Raw genomic sequence first — 15,134 nt, 5'->3', positions numbered from 1 at the left:
GCGTCTCGTCTCAGCCATGAACCTCTATCCCTCAAGTTCTGGCCTCCACGTTACGAGGGGAAGGGCAACCGCCTGTACGGTGCCCATTTGCTGGCCAACCTCGCCACGCAGGCCGTCTATCTTGGGCACTCGCAAGATGCTGCACGACTCGCCGAGGCCGCCATCGACGGAGCAGGCCGCGCCCCCGCCGCAGTCCGCGCACGCCTGTACACGACCGCCGCCAGCGCATACGGCCGGTCGGGCGAACGACGTGCATGTCAGAAGGCACTTGCGAAGGCGGAACGTGCCCTGGACCGAACGGACGCCGGCAGCGGCCCACGCTGGGCCGCCTACTTGAGTGCGGGCCACTTTGCGGGCACTGCGGTGAGGTGCCTGAGTGACCTGCGGCTGTACCGACAGGCCCTGCGTCACGCGCCTGGCGCGGTGACTCTGGCCAACCAGAACGCCCGGACGCGCGCTCTTCATACTGCGCTCATCGCGACGACCCATGCCCGTGCCGGGGACGTGGACGCTGCCTGCGACTGGGGGCGCGAACTGGAAGAGCACGTGCATGCCGTCCGCTCGGCTCGCGTGACGCACCGGGTCCGCGAACTCGCCGCCACGCTGAGCCCTTACCGCGCGAAGTCTGAAGTGAACGAACTCCTTGTGGCTCTCGGCTTCACCTGCGCGCAACTGACGCGAGACAACATCAGAACGTGACGGCTAGCGTCACAGAGATGACCTGGACGGATCCCGCCACCTGGTATGCCAACCTGCCGGCCTTCCATGCTGCCGCAGGAGCGCTCATCACCGATCCGGCGGGGAACGTTCTGCTCGTGAAACCCACGTATCGCGACCATTGGGCTTTCCCCGGCGGGTACGTGGAGGAGGCCGAGTATCCGCATCAGGCCTGCACCCGTGAGGTCCGCGAAGAGCTGGGCCTCGTCGTCGCTGCAGGGGATCTCCTCGTCGTGGACTGGGCACCTGCTGCGGGGCAGCGGCCACGCGCCCTGATCCACTTCACCTTCGACTGCGGGACGCTCGACAGCCTGGAGGGCATCGATCTGCCTCGGCAGGAACTGGAAGATGCCGCCTTCTTCTCGCTTGAGGAGGTTGGGCAGCGGCTTCCAGTGAATGTGGCTCCCCGGGCCGGCGCGGCGATACAAGCCCGAGCCCGACAAGTCCCGGTGTACCTTGCCAACGGTGCCGCTGTCTCAGCCTGACAGTTGCATGTGCCCTTTCATCTTGGTTGTCCCCGACCAGACTGACGCCCGGGGTTGCGTGGCGGCCCTTAGCCTCGGCGCGTGGATGACGAACTTCTTCGCCGGCTCCGGGCCGAACAGGCCCGGGCGCTGCTCTACGACGCCGACCCGCACCACGCGGTGATGCTGGCCTGCGACCTGCTGGTGACCGGCGTCGACGGCGACGCCGTGGTGGGACACGAGGGCAGCCCGCTGGGCGACCTGCTCCCGACGGTCGCCGCCCTGGCCACAGATCTCGAAGACGACCTCGGCGGGCGGACCGACGACGACCTGCAAACCCGGCTCGCCGCGCTGGCCCGGACCATCCTGAGCCCTTTGACGGCTAAAAACTCGACTTGAGGCTGCGCTGCCCGAGGACTCGGGCGACCGCCGACACGCGTGCGCCTGGTCGCCTGCTGTGCGACCCCATGCCCATCCATTGAGCCTTTTTATCCTGACCGTGCAGGTCAGGGCTATACGCCCCGGCCCACCTGCGCAACGGTGACACCTACACCCGCCTCGCCGCCGGAGTAGCACCGCGTGGCACTACGCGCAGGAAGCGATCGTCAACAAGAAGTGATCCTTGCCTCTTCATTGGTCAGTCTCTATCGTTGTCGGAAAGCGCTTTCCCGTCCCGATGCTCATGCCTGAAAGGTGAACTCAGATGAGACGCAAAGTCGCCACGCGGTGGCTGGCCGGTGGTGCCACCGCGGTCGCAGGTGCCGTCGTCGCCCTGGCGCTGCAGATTCCCAACGCCTCGGCCGCCACGAACCTGAGCCTCGGCGCCGGCGCTGACGGCTCCAGCAAGGCCAGTGGCACCAGCTATGGCAACGTCATCGACGGCAACCCCAGCACCTACTGGTCACCGAGCGGCTCGACCGGCACGGTCTCGGTCAAGTGGGGCAGCGCCACGACGGTGTCCTCGGCCGCCATCGTGCAGGCCTCGGGCGGCGGCTCGATCAGCGGCTGGCAGCTCAAGAACCACGACACGGGCTCCGTCCTGGCCAGCGGCAGCAGCGCCCCAAGCACCATCAACTTCTCCTCGACGTCGCTGAAGAAGATCTCCTTCGTCATCACCAGCGCGTCCGGCACCCCACGGATCGCCGAGTTCGAGACGTACTCCAGCGGCGGGTCGACCCCGACCACCAGTCCGACCAGTGGCCCCACCAGCAGTCCGACGGCCAACCCGACCAGCAACCCAGGCGCGCCGACTGGTGCGTGGCCGTCGTCGGCCGGCTCGGTGAGCATCTCGGGCACGGTCAGCGTCTCCGGCACCTTCGACGGCGGGATGAAGACGTACTGCTGCATCGGTGACGGTGGACAGGGCGAGTCGCAGGACCCGATGTTCAAGATCGCCAATGGTGGCACGCTGCAGAACGTCATCCTCGGTTCGCCTGCCGGTGACGGCGTGCACTGCGAGGGCACCTGCACACTGCGCAACGTGTGGTGGAACGACATCGGTGAGGACGCCGCCACCTTCAAGCAGACCAACGGCGGTACCTCCTACGTCATCGGTGGCGGCGCGCGCAACGGCAGCGACAAGACCTTCCAGCACAACGGCAACGGCACGGTCAACATCTCCGGCTTCTACCTCAAGGGGTCCGGCAAGCTGTACCGCGCTTGTGGCAACTGTTCCACCTCGCACACCCGTCACGTGCGTATCGACAACGTCCTCGTCGACGACATCGACATGCTCGCCGGCATCAACAGCAACTGGAACGACACCGCAACGATCACTCGCGTGGTCGTGATCGGCTCGGCCACCATCTGCGGCAAGTACAAGGGTGTGCCCAAGGGCAGCGAACCCAGCTACCTCGGTGAGGGCTGGAACGACGCCAACTGCAAGGTCAACAGAAGTGACGTCACCTTCCGGTAGTCACTGGACACGTTTGTTCACGAAGGGGCGCCCGCCTGGCGGCGGGTGCCCCTTCGTGTCCGCTCGAGGCATGAAGGTCGGCCCACGGGCGATCATCTGAGCCGCATACCGGTCCATGTAGGACCAGTGCTCCTCGCGCAGCTCGGTGCGAAGTCCCAGCGAGTCGCGCCGGTCGCGGTGATAGCAGAAGAACTCCATACGCAGATCCTGACGTCGGTGCCGAGAACCGGGGCAGGTGGTGCCACTCCCGCGCGTGGCGCCCGTTCTGTCACCCCTCGGCCGTACGCTCGCCGGCATGACGACGATGGAGACCCACACCCTCGCCGCGCCCGGCGCCGACCTGGTCTATGACGTGCGCAGTCCGCTGTCGGCCTCCGGCGATCACCGCACGCTGCTCATGATCGGCCAACCGATGACGGCGGAGGGCTTCAACGCGCTCGCCCCCCACTTCACCGACCGGACGGTCGTCACCTACGACCCGCGCGGTCTGGGCCGCAGCGTCCGCAGCGACGACCGGACGGACCACACGCCGCAGCAGCAGGCGGCCGACCTGCACCTGCTGATCGAGGCGCTCGGCGGCGGTCCGGTCGACGTGTTCGCCAGCAGCGGCGGGGCGGTGACCGCGCTCGAACTGGTCGCGGCCCACCCCGGCGACGTCGGCACGCTGGTGGCGCACGAGCCGCCGATCAACGCGGTGCTTCCCGACGCGGCGGCGGCCGAGCGCGCGCAGGCCGCCGTCCACGAGGCTTACCAGGCAAAGGGCCAGGGTGCGGGCATGGCCGCGTTCATCGTGATGACGTCCTGGCAGGGTGAGTACACCGACGCCTACTTCGCCCAGCCCACGCCCGACCCGGCGGCGTTCGGCCTGCCGACCGAGGACGACGGCTCCCGCGACGACCCGCTGCTGTCGAAGGCCTCCGAGTCGGTCATCGACTACCGGCCCGACGCGGCGGCGCTCGCCGCGGCGCCGACCCGGATCGTGATCGCGGTCGGCGAGGAGACGGCGGGGACGTACACGGCCCGTACGGCGGTCGCCACCGCGGCGCTGCTCGGCCAGGAGGCCGTGGTGTTCCCGAGCCACCACGGCGGCTTCCTCGGCGGCGAGTTCGGCTACGCGGGCAAGCCCGCCCAGTTCGCGGCCAAGCTGCGCGAGGTGCTGGCCGCCGGCTGACCACCGCCGGCGGGGACGGGCCGACCGCCGCCAGCCGCGACGCCACTGCCGGAGGCAGGACGACGTCGAGCGCCGTCAGAGCGCCACGATCGCCGCCGACTCCGCCGGCAGCTCGATGCGGTCCCGCATCACCGTGACCCCCTCCCCCGTCGCGAGCAGCACCCGGCGTGCCACCCCCGGCAGCGTGATCCGCTGCGGCTTGGCGGCCAGGTTCGCCGCCACCAGCGTCCCGCCCCGGCGCATCACCAGGAACTGGTCGCCGGGGCGTACGTCCACGGCGTGCAGCCTCGGGTCGGACAGGTCGGGGCGGCTCTTGCGCAGCGCGATGAGCCGCTTGTGGAACTCGTACATCTCGCGGTGTTCGGGTTTGTCCAGCTCGGCCCAGTCGAGCCGGGAGCGGACGAAGGTCTGCGGGTCCTGCGGGTCCGGCACGTCGCCCTCCGGCCAGCCGTGCGCGGCGAACTCCCGCTTGCGGCCGTTGGCCACGGCGGTCGCCAGCTCCGGCTCGGGGTGGCTGGTGAAGAACTGCCACGGGGTGCTGGCCGCCCACTCCTCCCCCATGAACAGCATCGGGGTGAACGGGGCGGTGAACAGCAGCATCGCGCCGACCCGCAGCAACCCCGGGGAGAGGGTGGCGGAGATCCGGTCGCCGGTGGCCCGGTTGCCGATCTGGTCGTGGTTCTGCAGGTACGCGACGAACCGGTGGCCGGGGGTGCGCTGCCGGTCGACGGGCCGGCCGTGGTGGCGGTTGCGGAAGCTGGACCAGGTGCCGGCGTGGAAGAACCCGCCGGTGAGCACGTCGGTGAGGCATTCCAGCGAGCCGAAGTCGCCGTAGTAGCCCTGCCGTTCGCCGGTGAGCAGGGTGTGCAGGGCGTGGTGGGCGTCGTCGTTCCACTGGGCGTGCAGGCCGAAGCCGCCGGCCTCCCTGGGCGTGATCAGCCGGGGGTCGTTGAGGTCGGACTCGGCGATCAGCGACAGCGGCCGGCCGAGGTGGGTGGCGAGCGCCTCGACCTCGATGGCCACCTCCTCGAGCCAGGGTGTGGCGCGGGAGTCGGGCATGGCGTGCACGGCGTCGAGCCGCAGGCCGTCGACGTGGTAGTCGCGCAGCCACATCAGGATGCTGTCGACGATGTAGCGGCGCACGCCGTCGGAGTGCGGCCCGTCGAGGTTGACGGTGCGGCCCCAGGTGTTGCTCTGCTCGGTGAGGTACGGCGCGAACATCGGCGCGTAGGCCCCGGAGGGCCCGAAATGGTTGTAGACGACGTCGAGGATCACCCCCAGGCCCTTGGCGTGGGCGGCGTCCACCAGTCGTTTCAGGCCGTCCGGCCCGCCGTAGGGCTGGTGCGGGGCATACCAGCAGACCCCGTCGTAGCCCCAGTTGTGCTCGCCGTTGAAGGCGTTGACCGGCAGCAGCTCGATCATGTCGACGCCGAGGTCGACGAGGTGGTCGAGGCGGCCGATGGCGGCGTCGAAGGTGCCCTCGGGGGTGAAGGTGCCGACGTGCAGCTCGTAGAGGACGGCGCCGGGCAGCTGCCGGCCGGTCCAGGCCTGGTCGGTCCACTCGAACACCGCGTGGTCGTAGCGCCGGCTCGGCCCGTGCACGCCCTCGGGCTGCCAGGGCGAGCGGGGGTCGGGCAGGGCCCGCTCGTCGTCGTCGAGCAGGAAGGCGTAGTCGGTGCCGGGGCCGGCGGCGGGCACCTCGACCCGCCACCAGCCGTCCGGCCCGGAGCGCATCTCGTGGTCGGCGACGCCCGGCAGGCGCAGCCGGACGCGGGCGGCCTGCGGCGCCCACACCGTGAACTCGGTCATGAAGCCTCCACGGACTCGGTGGTGGGAGCCAGCAGCGCGACGGGGTAGGTGGCCAGCAGGTCGGCCAGCGGGGTCTGTCCGCCACTGTAGGCCCGGCCCGTGAACACGTCGGTCATCTCGTGAACGGGAAGTGACAGGGTGGTGTCGCCCCAGCCGCCGGCGCGCGCCAGGCCGAGCGGCAGCCGGGTGGCGACCGCGACGGCGCCGCCCCGGTCGAAGGCGAGCGCGTGCCGGCCGGCGCGCCCGTGGGCCGGCACCGGCCGGTAGCCGCCGAACAGCTCCGGGCGGTCGCGGCGCAGCCGCAGGGCCCGCGACACCACCAGCAGCTTCGCCGCGCCGTCCGCGTCCACCGGCGGGGGCGGGCCGGCGTCGAGGCGGGCCAGCAGCTCCCGGCGTACGGCGAAGTCGACCGGGCGGCGGTTGTCGGGGTCCACCAGCGAGTTGTCCCACAGCTCGGTGCCCTGATAGGTGTCGGGCACCCCGGGCATGGCGAGCTGCACGAGCTTCTGCCCCAGCGAGTTGGACCAGCCGGCGGGGGCGATCTCGTCGGCGAAGGCGGTCAGCTCGGCGTGCAGCTGCCGGTCGTCGTACATCGCGTCGACCACGTCGTGCATGGCCCGCTCGAAGACCGGGTCGGGGTCGGCCCAGCTCGTGGTGGCCGACGCCTCGCGGGCGGCCTTCTCGACGTACGCGTGCAGCCGCTCCCGTTCGATCGGCCAGGCGCCCACGGCGGTCTGCCACAGCAGGTGCGCGAAGGCCGGGTCGGGCAGCGGCGCGCGGGCCGCCCACCGGGCGACGAGGTCGGCCCAGCGCCCCGGCAGCTCGCTGAGTACGGCGAGGCGGGCCCGTACGTCCTCGGAGCGCTTGGTGTCGTGGGTGGAGAGCGTCGTCATGCTCGCCGGCCAGCGCACCTGCCGGGCGGCGGCGAAGCGGTGGAACTCGGCCGGCGGCACGCCGAAGTGCGCGGGGCTGCCGCCGACCTCGTTGAGCGCGACGAAGCGGCTCCACCGGTAGAAGGCGGTGTCCTCCACGCCCTTGGCCATGACCGCGCCGGTGAGCTGCGGGAAGCGCTTCGCCAGCTCGTCGTCGGGGTCGCGCAGCCGGCGGGTGAGCGCGTCCAGCACGGCGGTCAGGTCGGGGCGGCGGCGGCCGGCCTCGGCGCGGGCGGTGGCCAGGTGCCGGGCGCCGTGCGGCGGGTAGCCCCGGTAGACCGGGAACGCGGCGGCCAGCTCGGCCAGCGCCGCGCGGGCGGCGTCGTGGTCCACGTCGGGGGCGAGTGCGGCGAGGCGGGTCAGCTCGGCCGACAGCAGCCGGGTGGCCGCGGCGAGCTTCGTGTCGTGGGTGAGGTCCTGCCAGGAGGTGTGCCGGCCGACGAGGTGGGTGTCCAGGGCGGTGAAGTCGCCCTCCGCGTCGGGGTCGACGAAGAGCCCGCAGACGGCGGCGAGGGCGTCGTAGCCGGTGGTGCCGTCCACCGGCCAGTCCGGCAGCTCCTCGCCGTACTCCAGGATCTTCTCCACCACCAGCCACGCGTGCGGCGCGGCGTCGCGCAGCCGCGCCAGGTGAGCCGAGGGGTCGCGCAGCCCGTCCGGGTGGTCGACGCGGATGCCGTCGATCTCGCCGGCCGCCGCCCACCGCAGGACCTGCTCGTGGGTGGCGGCGAAGACCTCCGGGTCCTCCACCCGCAGCCCGGCCAGGTCGGAGACGGCGAAGAAGCGGCGGTACGTGAGTTCGGTGTCGCCGCGCCGCCAGGAGACCAGCTCGTAGTGCTGCCGGTCGTGCACCTCGCGGGGGGTGCCGTCGCCGGTGCCGTCGGCCACGGGGAGGCGGTGCTCGTGGTAGCGCAGCTCCCCGTCGGCGAGCTTGAGGTCGTCGAGGGCGTCCGGGGAGTCGGCCAGCACCGGCAGCAGCAGCCGGCCACGGTCCCAGTCGACGTCGAACCAGGCCGCGTACGCCGAGTCCCGGCCCCGGCGCAGCACGTCCCACCAGGCGGGGTTCGCCGCGGGCACGGCCACCCCGGCGTGGTTGGGCACGATGTCGACGACCAGCCCGAGCCCGGCGGCGCGCAGCGCCCGCAGCAGCCGCTGCCGGGCCGCCTCGCCGCCCAGCTCGGGGTTGACGGCGCGGTGGTCGACCACGTCGTAGCCGTGCGCCGAGCCGGGGGTGGCGGTGAGCAGGGGCGCGCTGTAGAGGTGGGTGACGCCGAGGCCGGCCAGGTAGTCGGCCAGCTCGGCGGTGGCGTCCAGGTCGAAGCCGGGGCGGACCTGCACCCGGTAGGTGGCGCCCACCCGGGGCGCGTCGGGTCGAGGGGTGGTCGACATGTCAGGCCTTCCTCTCCAGCACCACCACGCACCGGTCGGGCACGCAGAGGGTGCCGCCCGCCTCGACCACCGTGGTCTTCTCCGGTTCCGGTTCCGCGGTGCTGATCACCAGTTCCCAGCGCTGCCCGAACTCGGGGCCGGGCACGGTGAAGTCCAGTGGGGCGTCGTGGGCGTTGAAGCAGAGCAGGAAGGAGGCGTCCAGGTGGCGCTGGCCGTACGGGCCGCGCTCGCGGATGCCCTCGCCGTTGACGAAGAGCGCGACGGCGCGGCCGAAGTCGTTGCCCCAGTCCTCGCCGGTCATCTCCCGCCCGTCGGGGGTGTACCAGGCCAGGTCCGGCAGGGGCTCGTCGACCAGCCGGGAGCGCACCGGCAGGCCGGTGAAGAAGCGCCGCCGACGGAACACCTGGTGGCGGCGGCGGAAGTCGACCAGCTTGCGGGTGAACTCCAGCAGGTCGGTGTCGGCGTCGTCCCAGTCGACCCAGGCCAGCTCGCTGTCCTGGCAGTAGGCGTTGTTGTTGCCGCGCTGGGTGCGGCCCAGCTCGTCGCCGTGGCCGATCATCGGCACGCCCTGCGACAGCACCAGGGTGGCCAGGAAGTTGCGCCGCTGCCGGGCCCGCAGGGCGCGTACGGCCTCGTCGTCGGTGTCGCCCTCGACGCCGCAGTTCCAGGACCGGTTGTGGCTCTCGCCGTCGCGGTTGGACTCACCGTTGGCCTCGTTGTGCTTGTCGTTGTACGACACCAGGTCGCGCAGCGTGAACCCGTCGTGGCAGGTGACGAAGTTGATGCTGTGGAACGGGCGGCGCCCGTCGTCCTGGTAGAGGTCGGCGGAGCCGGAGATGCGGGAGGCGAACTCGGCGAGGGTGGCCGGCTCGCCGCGCCAGAAGTCGCGCACGGTGTCGCGGTACTTGCCGTTCCACTCGGTCCACACCGGCGGGAAGTTGCCCACCTGGTAGCCGCCCGGCCCGACGTCCCACGGCTCGGCGATCAGCTTGACCTGGCTGACCACCGGGTCCTGCTGCACCACCTCGAAGAAGGTGGAGAGGCGGTCGACCTCGTAGAACTCCCGGGCGAGGGTGGCGGCGAGGTCGAAGCGGAACCCGTCGACGTGCATCTCGGTCACCCAGTACCGCAGCGAGTCCATGATCAGCTGGAGCGAGTGGGGGCTGCGGACGTTGAGGCTGTTGCCGGTGCCGGTGTAGTCGACGTAGTAGCGGCGGTCGTCCTCGCTGAGCCGGTAGTAGCTGGCGTTGTCGACGCCCTTGAAGCTCAGCGTCGGGCCGAGGTGGTTGCCCTCGGCGGTGTGGTTGTAGACCACGTCGAGGATGACCTCGATGCCGGCGGCGTGCAGCGCCTTGACCATGCCCCGGAACTCCTGCACCTGCTGACCGAGGTGCCCGAGCGCCGAGTAGCCGTGGTGCGGGGCGAAGAAGCCGATGGTGTTGTAGCCCCAGTAGTTGCGCAGCCCCAGGTCGGTCAGCCGGTGGTCGTGCACGAACTGGTGCACCGGCATCAGCTCGATGGCGGTCACGCCGAGCTTCGTCAGGTGCTCGATCATCGGCGGGGAGGCGAGGCCGGCGTACGTGCCGCGCAGCTCGTCGGGGATGTCCGGGTGGCGCATCGTCAGGCCGCGCACGTGCGCCTCGTAGATCACCGAGTGGTGGTAGGGGATGCGGGGCGGGGAGTCGTTGCCCCAGTCGAAGTACGGGTTGACCACCACGGACTTCGGCATGAACGGCGCCGAGTCGGTGGTGTTCATGCGCTCCGGGTCGCCGTGCTCGTAGTCGTAGACGGCCGGGTCCCAGCGCACGTCGCCGTCGACCGCCTTGGCGTACGGGTCGAGCAGCAGCTTGGCCGGGTTGCAGCGCAGGCCGTTCGCCGGGTCGTACGGCCCGTGCACGCGGTAGCCGTAGCGCTGCCCCGGCTCGATGCCGGGGATGTACGCGTGCCAGACGTACGCGTCGACCTCACGCAGCTCGACCCGCCGTTCCGCCCCGGTGTCCCACTCGTCGAACAGACACAGCTCGATCCGCTCGGCCACCTCCGAGAAGATGGCGAAGTTGGTGCCCATCCCGTCGTAGGTGGCCCCCAGGGGGTACCGCTCACCCGGCCAGACCTGCATGTCGCTCCCTATGCGCAAGATCATGAGCGCGCACCGCACCATGAGCGCACCACACGGCGGGGCCGGTGGCGCGCGTGCGGGTATTGCCCCGCGCGTTCCGCCGTCAATCCACCCGATCGGTGGATGCCCGGAACACCCCCGACTGGTAGCGGCCGGAGGGTTCGGCGGCTCCCGTCACCGGGGCTCCGCCGTCGGGTCCGGATCGGATCATGCTGCGGTCACGATCTTGCGTCCGCACTGGTCAAGTCGATGATCGTCGGCAAGACTCGCATGATCCGGCGGCGACGAGGTCCGGGGGGATGCGCGTGCGGGTACTCCTGGTCGAAGACGACCTACGCGTGGCGTCTGCCCTCGGCAAGGCGCTGCGCCGCCGGGGACACGAGGTGGTGTCGGCGCTGACGGCCGCCGAGGCGGTCCGGGCCGGCGCGGTCGACCTGGTCCTGCTGGACCTCAACCTGCCCGACGGCGACGGCCTGGAGGTGTGCCGGCGGCTGCGGCAGGCCGACGAGGACGTGGCCATCATCGCGGTCACCGCCCGCGCCGAGGAGCACGACCGGGTGGCCGGCCTGCGGGCCGGCGCCGACGACTACGTCGTCAAGCCGTTCTCGATGGTGGAGTTGCAGGCCCGCATCGAGGCGGTGATGCGGCGTACCGCCCGCAGCGTCCGGAGCACGAGCGAGCTGCGGGTCGGCAGGCTGCGCATCGACGTGCACGCCCGGCAGGTCTGGCTGGGCGAGCGGGAGGTCGGCCTGGCCCGCAAGGAGTTCGACCTGCTGGTGGCGCTGGCCCGGCAGGCCGGCACGGTGGTGCCCCGGGACCGGTTGCAGCTGGACGTCTGGCAGACCACCTGGGGCACCCGGCACAACCTCGACGTCCACGTCGCGGCCCTGCGGGGCAAGCTCGACGACGCCGGCCTGGTCGAGACCGTGCGCGGCGTCGGCTACCGGCTGCGCGCGGGCTGACGACCGTCGGTGGGCGGCCGGGACGACCGGCGTGCCGGCCGGGGTCCGGCGACCGGCCCGCGAATCTCAGGTGATCCTCAAGAATCGCAGGTTGTGCGCCTACGGTGGGCCGACTGCGGGTGTGCTGGGCGCACCCAGCCATCCCTCCTGTTTGGAGATCCCTTTGAGATACAGACGGACAACGGCCGGTGTGTTCTCCGCGCTGCTCGCCGCCGCCCTCGTGGCGACGGCGGTGCCCGCGCAGGCGCAGGGGCGGCCGAGCGCGGCCCCGCAGCAGGCGGAGCCGAACCAGGTGCAGGGCCTCACGGTCGTGCAGGGTGACGGGTACGCCACGCTGGCGTGGACCCGGGTGGCAGGGGCCACCGACTACCAGATCGAGCGGACCCCGCTCGCCGCGGACGGCACGCCCGGCACGCCGGTGATCGCCGGCGTGTGGCGCCCGAACCGGCAGGTCAACAACGACGAGCCGACCTTCGCCGACGCCGGCTTCGCTCCGGGCAACGGCTTCCGGTGGCGGGTGCGGGCCCGGTTCGGCACCGAGGCCCAGCCCTACTCGGCGCCGGTCAGCGGCACCACCCGCGGCCACTGGGGCGACCCGGGCACCCCGGGCGAGAACCTGCGCACCCAGTGGGAGGAGACGCTGGGCGCGCAGTACACCAGCGACGTCAACGAGTACGCGTACACCGCCGCGCTCGACAGGGCCAGCGACCGGGTCCGCGTGGTGGAGATCGGCCGTACCGTGCTGAACCGGCCGATCAACATGCTGGTCATCGGCTACCCCCGGCCCGCGGCGACGCCGGAGGCGGTGGCCGCGACCAACCCGCTGATGGTCAACTGCAACGTGCACGGCAACGAGCCGGGCGACCGCGAGGCCTGCCTGATCATGGCCCGGCAGCTCGCCTTCACCAAGGACGCCAGGACCCTCGACCTGCTGTCGAAGACCACCATGCTGATCGTCCCGACGCTCAACGGCGACGGCCGGGCGGCCAACACGCGGGGCAACTCCACCGGTCAGGACCTCAACCGGGACCACTCGCTGATCCGCCAGCCGGAGACCCACGCGCTGGCCGAGATGGTCCGCGACTACCGGCCGATCGCCGGTTACGACGGCCACGAGTACGGCAACACCAACACCGGTGACCTGCCGATGCTGCCGCCACGGCACCAGAACGTGGCCCAGGGCATCTTCGACGAGTCGCAGAAGATGATCGAGGGTCACATGTACTCGCAGGGCGCCCGGGACGGCTGGTGGGCCTGCCCGTACGGGTGCACCGCCGGGGCCACCGTGGGCCTGAGCGAGGAGACCATCCTGCGCAACACCCTCGGCCTGAAGAACGTGGTCAACTCCCTGCTGGAGCTGCGCAGCTCCGGCGGCCCGACGCGGCCCGACGAGTCCAACACCGCCAACAACCGCCGGCGCAAGACCTACTCCGCGCTGTGGACGTTCACCGAGTTCCTCCGCTACCACGGCGCCAGCGTCCAGGCCATCACGAAGGCCCGCGCCGAGGCGATCACGTCGCAGTCGGCCAACGAGGGACGGATCGTGTTCCGGGGCTCCCGCGAGATCGAGGCGTACCCCGCCCCGCACCCGGGTGAGGCCCCGCCGCCCGCGGACGCCCCCACCCCGGAGCGGATCCTCGAACAGCCGCCGTGCGCGTACCGGCTGACCGAGCAGCAGTACCACGGCGAGCGCACCGACGGCCCGACCGGCCAGCGCACCACCGTGGCCCAGCGGCTCGCCGCCCACGGCTGGAAGGTGATCAAGGTCGGCGACGGCTACCTGGTGCCGCTGTCCCAGCCGCAGCGGGGCCTGATCCCGCTGCTGCTCGACGAGCAGGCCGTCGAGGGCCTGGTCGCCGGCGAGCGGGTCGCCCCCACCCTGACCGGCACCCGCAACGGTCCGCTCGTCGTCTCCGGCGTCGCCTGCCTGGACGGGGCCACCGTCCGGGGTCCGGTCCAGGTGCGCCCCGGCGCCGCGCTGATCGTCAACGGCAGCTCGATCAACGGTCCCGTCGACGCCACCGGCGCCGCCGGGTTCGTCCTGACCGACAGCAGGGTCAACGGTCCGGTGCGCGCGACCGGCACCCAGGGCCCGGTCGTCCTGGTCGGCAACCAGGTGACCGGCCCGCTCGGCGTGGTCGGCAGCGGGGTCGTGGCCCCGCTGGTGGCCGGCAACACCGTCAACGGTCCGCTGACCTGCACCGGCAACTCCCCGGCGCCGACGAACATGGAGGTCGCCAACTCCGTGAGTGGTCCGAAGTTCAGCCAGTGCGCCCAGCTGTGACCTGCTGAGTCCCGCCCGAGGTGCCGGCAGGTCGGCCCACCGCCGACCTACCGGCGCCTCCCGTACCGGTTCTGGAGTGGAGAGAGCGTGTCCGAGACCCTCATCCCCGTCCCCGCGTCCCGGGCCGCCCGCCGCCGGTGGGCGGTGGCCGGGACGGCCCTGGCCCTCCTGGTCGCGGTGACCGGGTGCACCAGCTCGCCGGGGCGGTCCGCCGCGGCGGACGGCACCGGCGACAGCACACCGGTCGCGGTCACCGGACCGCTGTGCGACGTGCTGCCCTCGGGGACCGAGCCGGGTAGCCCGGGCTCGCTGGTGGACCGGTCCCCCGCCCAGGCCCTGACCTGGATTCCCGTGCTCACCACGTTCGAGGCGGCGGTGCGGGCCACCGGGATGGCCGAGGAGTTGTCCGCCGCCGGCGGGCTCACCATCCTCGCCCCGACCGACGACGCCTTCCGGGCGAAGTTCTCCACCGCCAACGTGGACCAGCTGCTGCTCAAGGACACCGCGACCCTGCGCGGGCTGCTGCGGGAGCACCTGGTCGCCGGGGCTCGCCCGGTGGCCGACCTGGCGTCCGCCGGTACCGTCACCACCCTGGCGGGCACCACCCTCGCCGTCACCCCGGCCGGGTCGGGGGCCCGGCTGGCCGACCGGGCCGAGACGGTCTGCGCCGACTACCGGGCGACCGGCGCCCGGATCCACGTGATCGACAAGGTGCTCGGCGACCTGCCGGACACCGCTCACGAGGAGGAGCACCACCACTGAGTGGCCCGACGACGCCGGCCGCCGACCCGTTCCGCGGGGTCGGCGGCCGGCGCCCTTCGTGGCGCCCACCCCGACGCTCGCCGAAGCCGGCGCCGCCCACCCGCAGCACGCCGCCAACGGTGCGTGAGGCGAACCAGGCCCGGCCCTCCGTTCGCCTGATCGGACGATGACCGGAATCCACCCGACTGACACGACCCGAGACTTTCGGGTGTCCTCCGTCACCTTGGACCCTTTCGAGATGCGGGATCGGTCGGGATGCCTTTTGCTTGTTCGCGGGGCGCGCCCGCGCGCCCCCGCCCGGCCCCTCGGCCATCCCTCAGCCCCGTTCCGCCGCCACCGCTGCCGGCGCGTTCCACGATGCACGGACGGAGATCGATGTGACGACCCTGCGGGTCGGCGAGCAGCCCACCAGCATCCCAGGCCGGGTCCACCGGCCCACCCTCACCTCCCGGCCCCAGGTCCCGGCGCAGTCCGGGACGACGGGCACGCCCCCGCAGACCCGCCGCATCCTCATGCTCTCCTGGGAGTACCCGCCGGTCCTCGTCGGCGGCCTCGGCCGGCACGTGCACGCCCTCTCGGTCGCCCTCGCCGCCGCCGGGCACGAGGTCACCGT

At 71.9% G+C, this 15,134-nt stretch carries 12 protein-coding genes and 2 pseudogenes; 10 read left to right on the top strand and 4 right to left on the bottom strand.

What is annotated here, in order from left to right:
* From ACFHW0_RS31140 to ACFHW0_RS31120, 5 genes and pseudogenes are all read left to right on the top strand, one after another.
* Window positions 1-699 (top strand): annotated as a pseudogene (locus ACFHW0_RS31140) (hypothetical protein); the annotation flags it as partial.
* Window positions 700-716: 17 nt separating this feature from the next.
* On the top strand, window positions 717-1,202 hold the full coding sequence (locus ACFHW0_RS31135; RefSeq protein ID WP_416613198.1) for an NUDIX domain-containing protein: 486 nt from the start codon (window positions 717-719) through the stop codon (window positions 1,200-1,202).
* 81 nt (window positions 1,203-1,283) lie between these two features.
* On the top strand, window positions 1,284-1,580 hold the full coding sequence (locus ACFHW0_RS31130) for a hypothetical protein (protein WP_416613197.1): 297 nt from the start codon (window positions 1,284-1,286) through the stop codon (window positions 1,578-1,580).
* A gap of 98 nt (window positions 1,581-1,678) precedes the next feature.
* Window positions 1,679-1,785 (top strand): annotated as a pseudogene (locus ACFHW0_RS31125) (IS5/IS1182 family transposase); the annotation flags it as partial.
* Between the two features lie 99 nt (window positions 1,786-1,884).
* Window positions 1,885-3,096 carry a pectate lyase gene (locus tag ACFHW0_RS31120; RefSeq protein ID WP_416613196.1) on the top strand — a complete coding sequence of 404 codons (1,212 nt, stop codon included), beginning with the start codon at window positions 1,885-1,887 and terminating at the stop codon, window positions 3,094-3,096.
* Here the strand turns inward: ACFHW0_RS31120 and ACFHW0_RS31115 are convergent, their stop codons facing one another.
* Window positions 3,097-3,294: a YciI family protein gene (locus tag ACFHW0_RS31115; protein WP_416613195.1), complete on the bottom strand. Its 198-nt coding sequence runs from the start codon at window positions 3,292-3,294 to the stop codon at window positions 3,097-3,099.
* Window positions 3,295-3,391: 97 nt separating this feature from the next.
* Here ACFHW0_RS31115 and ACFHW0_RS31110 point away from each other — a divergent pair, with 97 nt between their 5' ends.
* Window positions 3,392-4,267: an alpha/beta fold hydrolase gene (locus ACFHW0_RS31110; protein WP_416613194.1), complete on the top strand. Its 876-nt coding sequence runs from the start codon at window positions 3,392-3,394 to the stop codon at window positions 4,265-4,267.
* A gap of 75 nt (window positions 4,268-4,342) precedes the next feature.
* Here the strand turns inward: ACFHW0_RS31110 and treZ are convergent, their stop codons facing one another.
* From treZ to glgX, 3 genes are read right to left on the bottom strand one after another with little or no spacing between them, the layout of a single operon-like run.
* A complete protein-coding gene (gene treZ / locus ACFHW0_RS31105) occupies window positions 4,343-6,076 on the bottom strand; it encodes a malto-oligosyltrehalose trehalohydrolase (protein WP_416613193.1) in 1,734 nt (577 codons plus the stop codon).
* The gene (treY, locus tag ACFHW0_RS31100) at window positions 6,073-8,394 is read right to left on the bottom strand and encodes a malto-oligosyltrehalose synthase (protein WP_416613192.1); all 2,322 of its coding nucleotides are present in this window, start codon (window positions 8,392-8,394) and stop codon (window positions 6,073-6,075) included. Before treY ends, treZ begins: the two co-directional genes overlap by 4 nt.
* A 1-nt stretch (window position 8,395) precedes the next feature.
* Complete coding sequence (gene glgX / locus ACFHW0_RS31095; protein ID WP_121397906.1) at window positions 8,396-10,513, bottom strand: glycogen debranching protein GlgX; 2,118 nt, start codon at window positions 10,511-10,513, stop codon at window positions 8,396-8,398.
* 299 nt (window positions 10,514-10,812) lie between these two features.
* On the opposite strand from glgX, the gene ACFHW0_RS31090 reads away from it, so the two are divergent.
* The 4 genes from ACFHW0_RS31090 to ACFHW0_RS31075 form a co-directional block, all read left to right on the top strand.
* The gene (locus tag ACFHW0_RS31090) at window positions 10,813-11,475 is read left to right on the top strand and encodes a response regulator transcription factor (RefSeq protein ID WP_416613191.1); all 663 of its coding nucleotides are present in this window, start codon (window positions 10,813-10,815) and stop codon (window positions 11,473-11,475) included.
* 163 nt (window positions 11,476-11,638) lie between these two features.
* Window positions 11,639-13,759 (top strand): M14 family zinc carboxypeptidase, encoded by a 2,121-nt coding sequence (locus ACFHW0_RS31085; RefSeq protein WP_416613189.1) that lies wholly within the window; start codon window positions 11,639-11,641, stop codon window positions 13,757-13,759.
* A gap of 87 nt (window positions 13,760-13,846) precedes the next feature.
* Complete coding sequence (locus ACFHW0_RS31080) at window positions 13,847-14,521, top strand: fasciclin domain-containing protein (RefSeq protein ID WP_416613188.1); 675 nt, start codon at window positions 13,847-13,849, stop codon at window positions 14,519-14,521.
* Between the two features lie 377 nt (window positions 14,522-14,898).
* Window positions 14,899-15,134: glycogen/starch synthase (locus tag ACFHW0_RS31075; protein WP_416613187.1), on the top strand; the 236-nt coding region annotated here is incomplete at its 3' end.

This window comes from Micromonospora sp. LOL_025, from assembly GCF_048060285.1.
GTDB lineage: Bacteria > Actinomycetota > Actinomycetes > Mycobacteriales > Micromonosporaceae > Micromonospora.
This window is presented reverse-complemented; position numbering and strand designations above follow the sequence as displayed.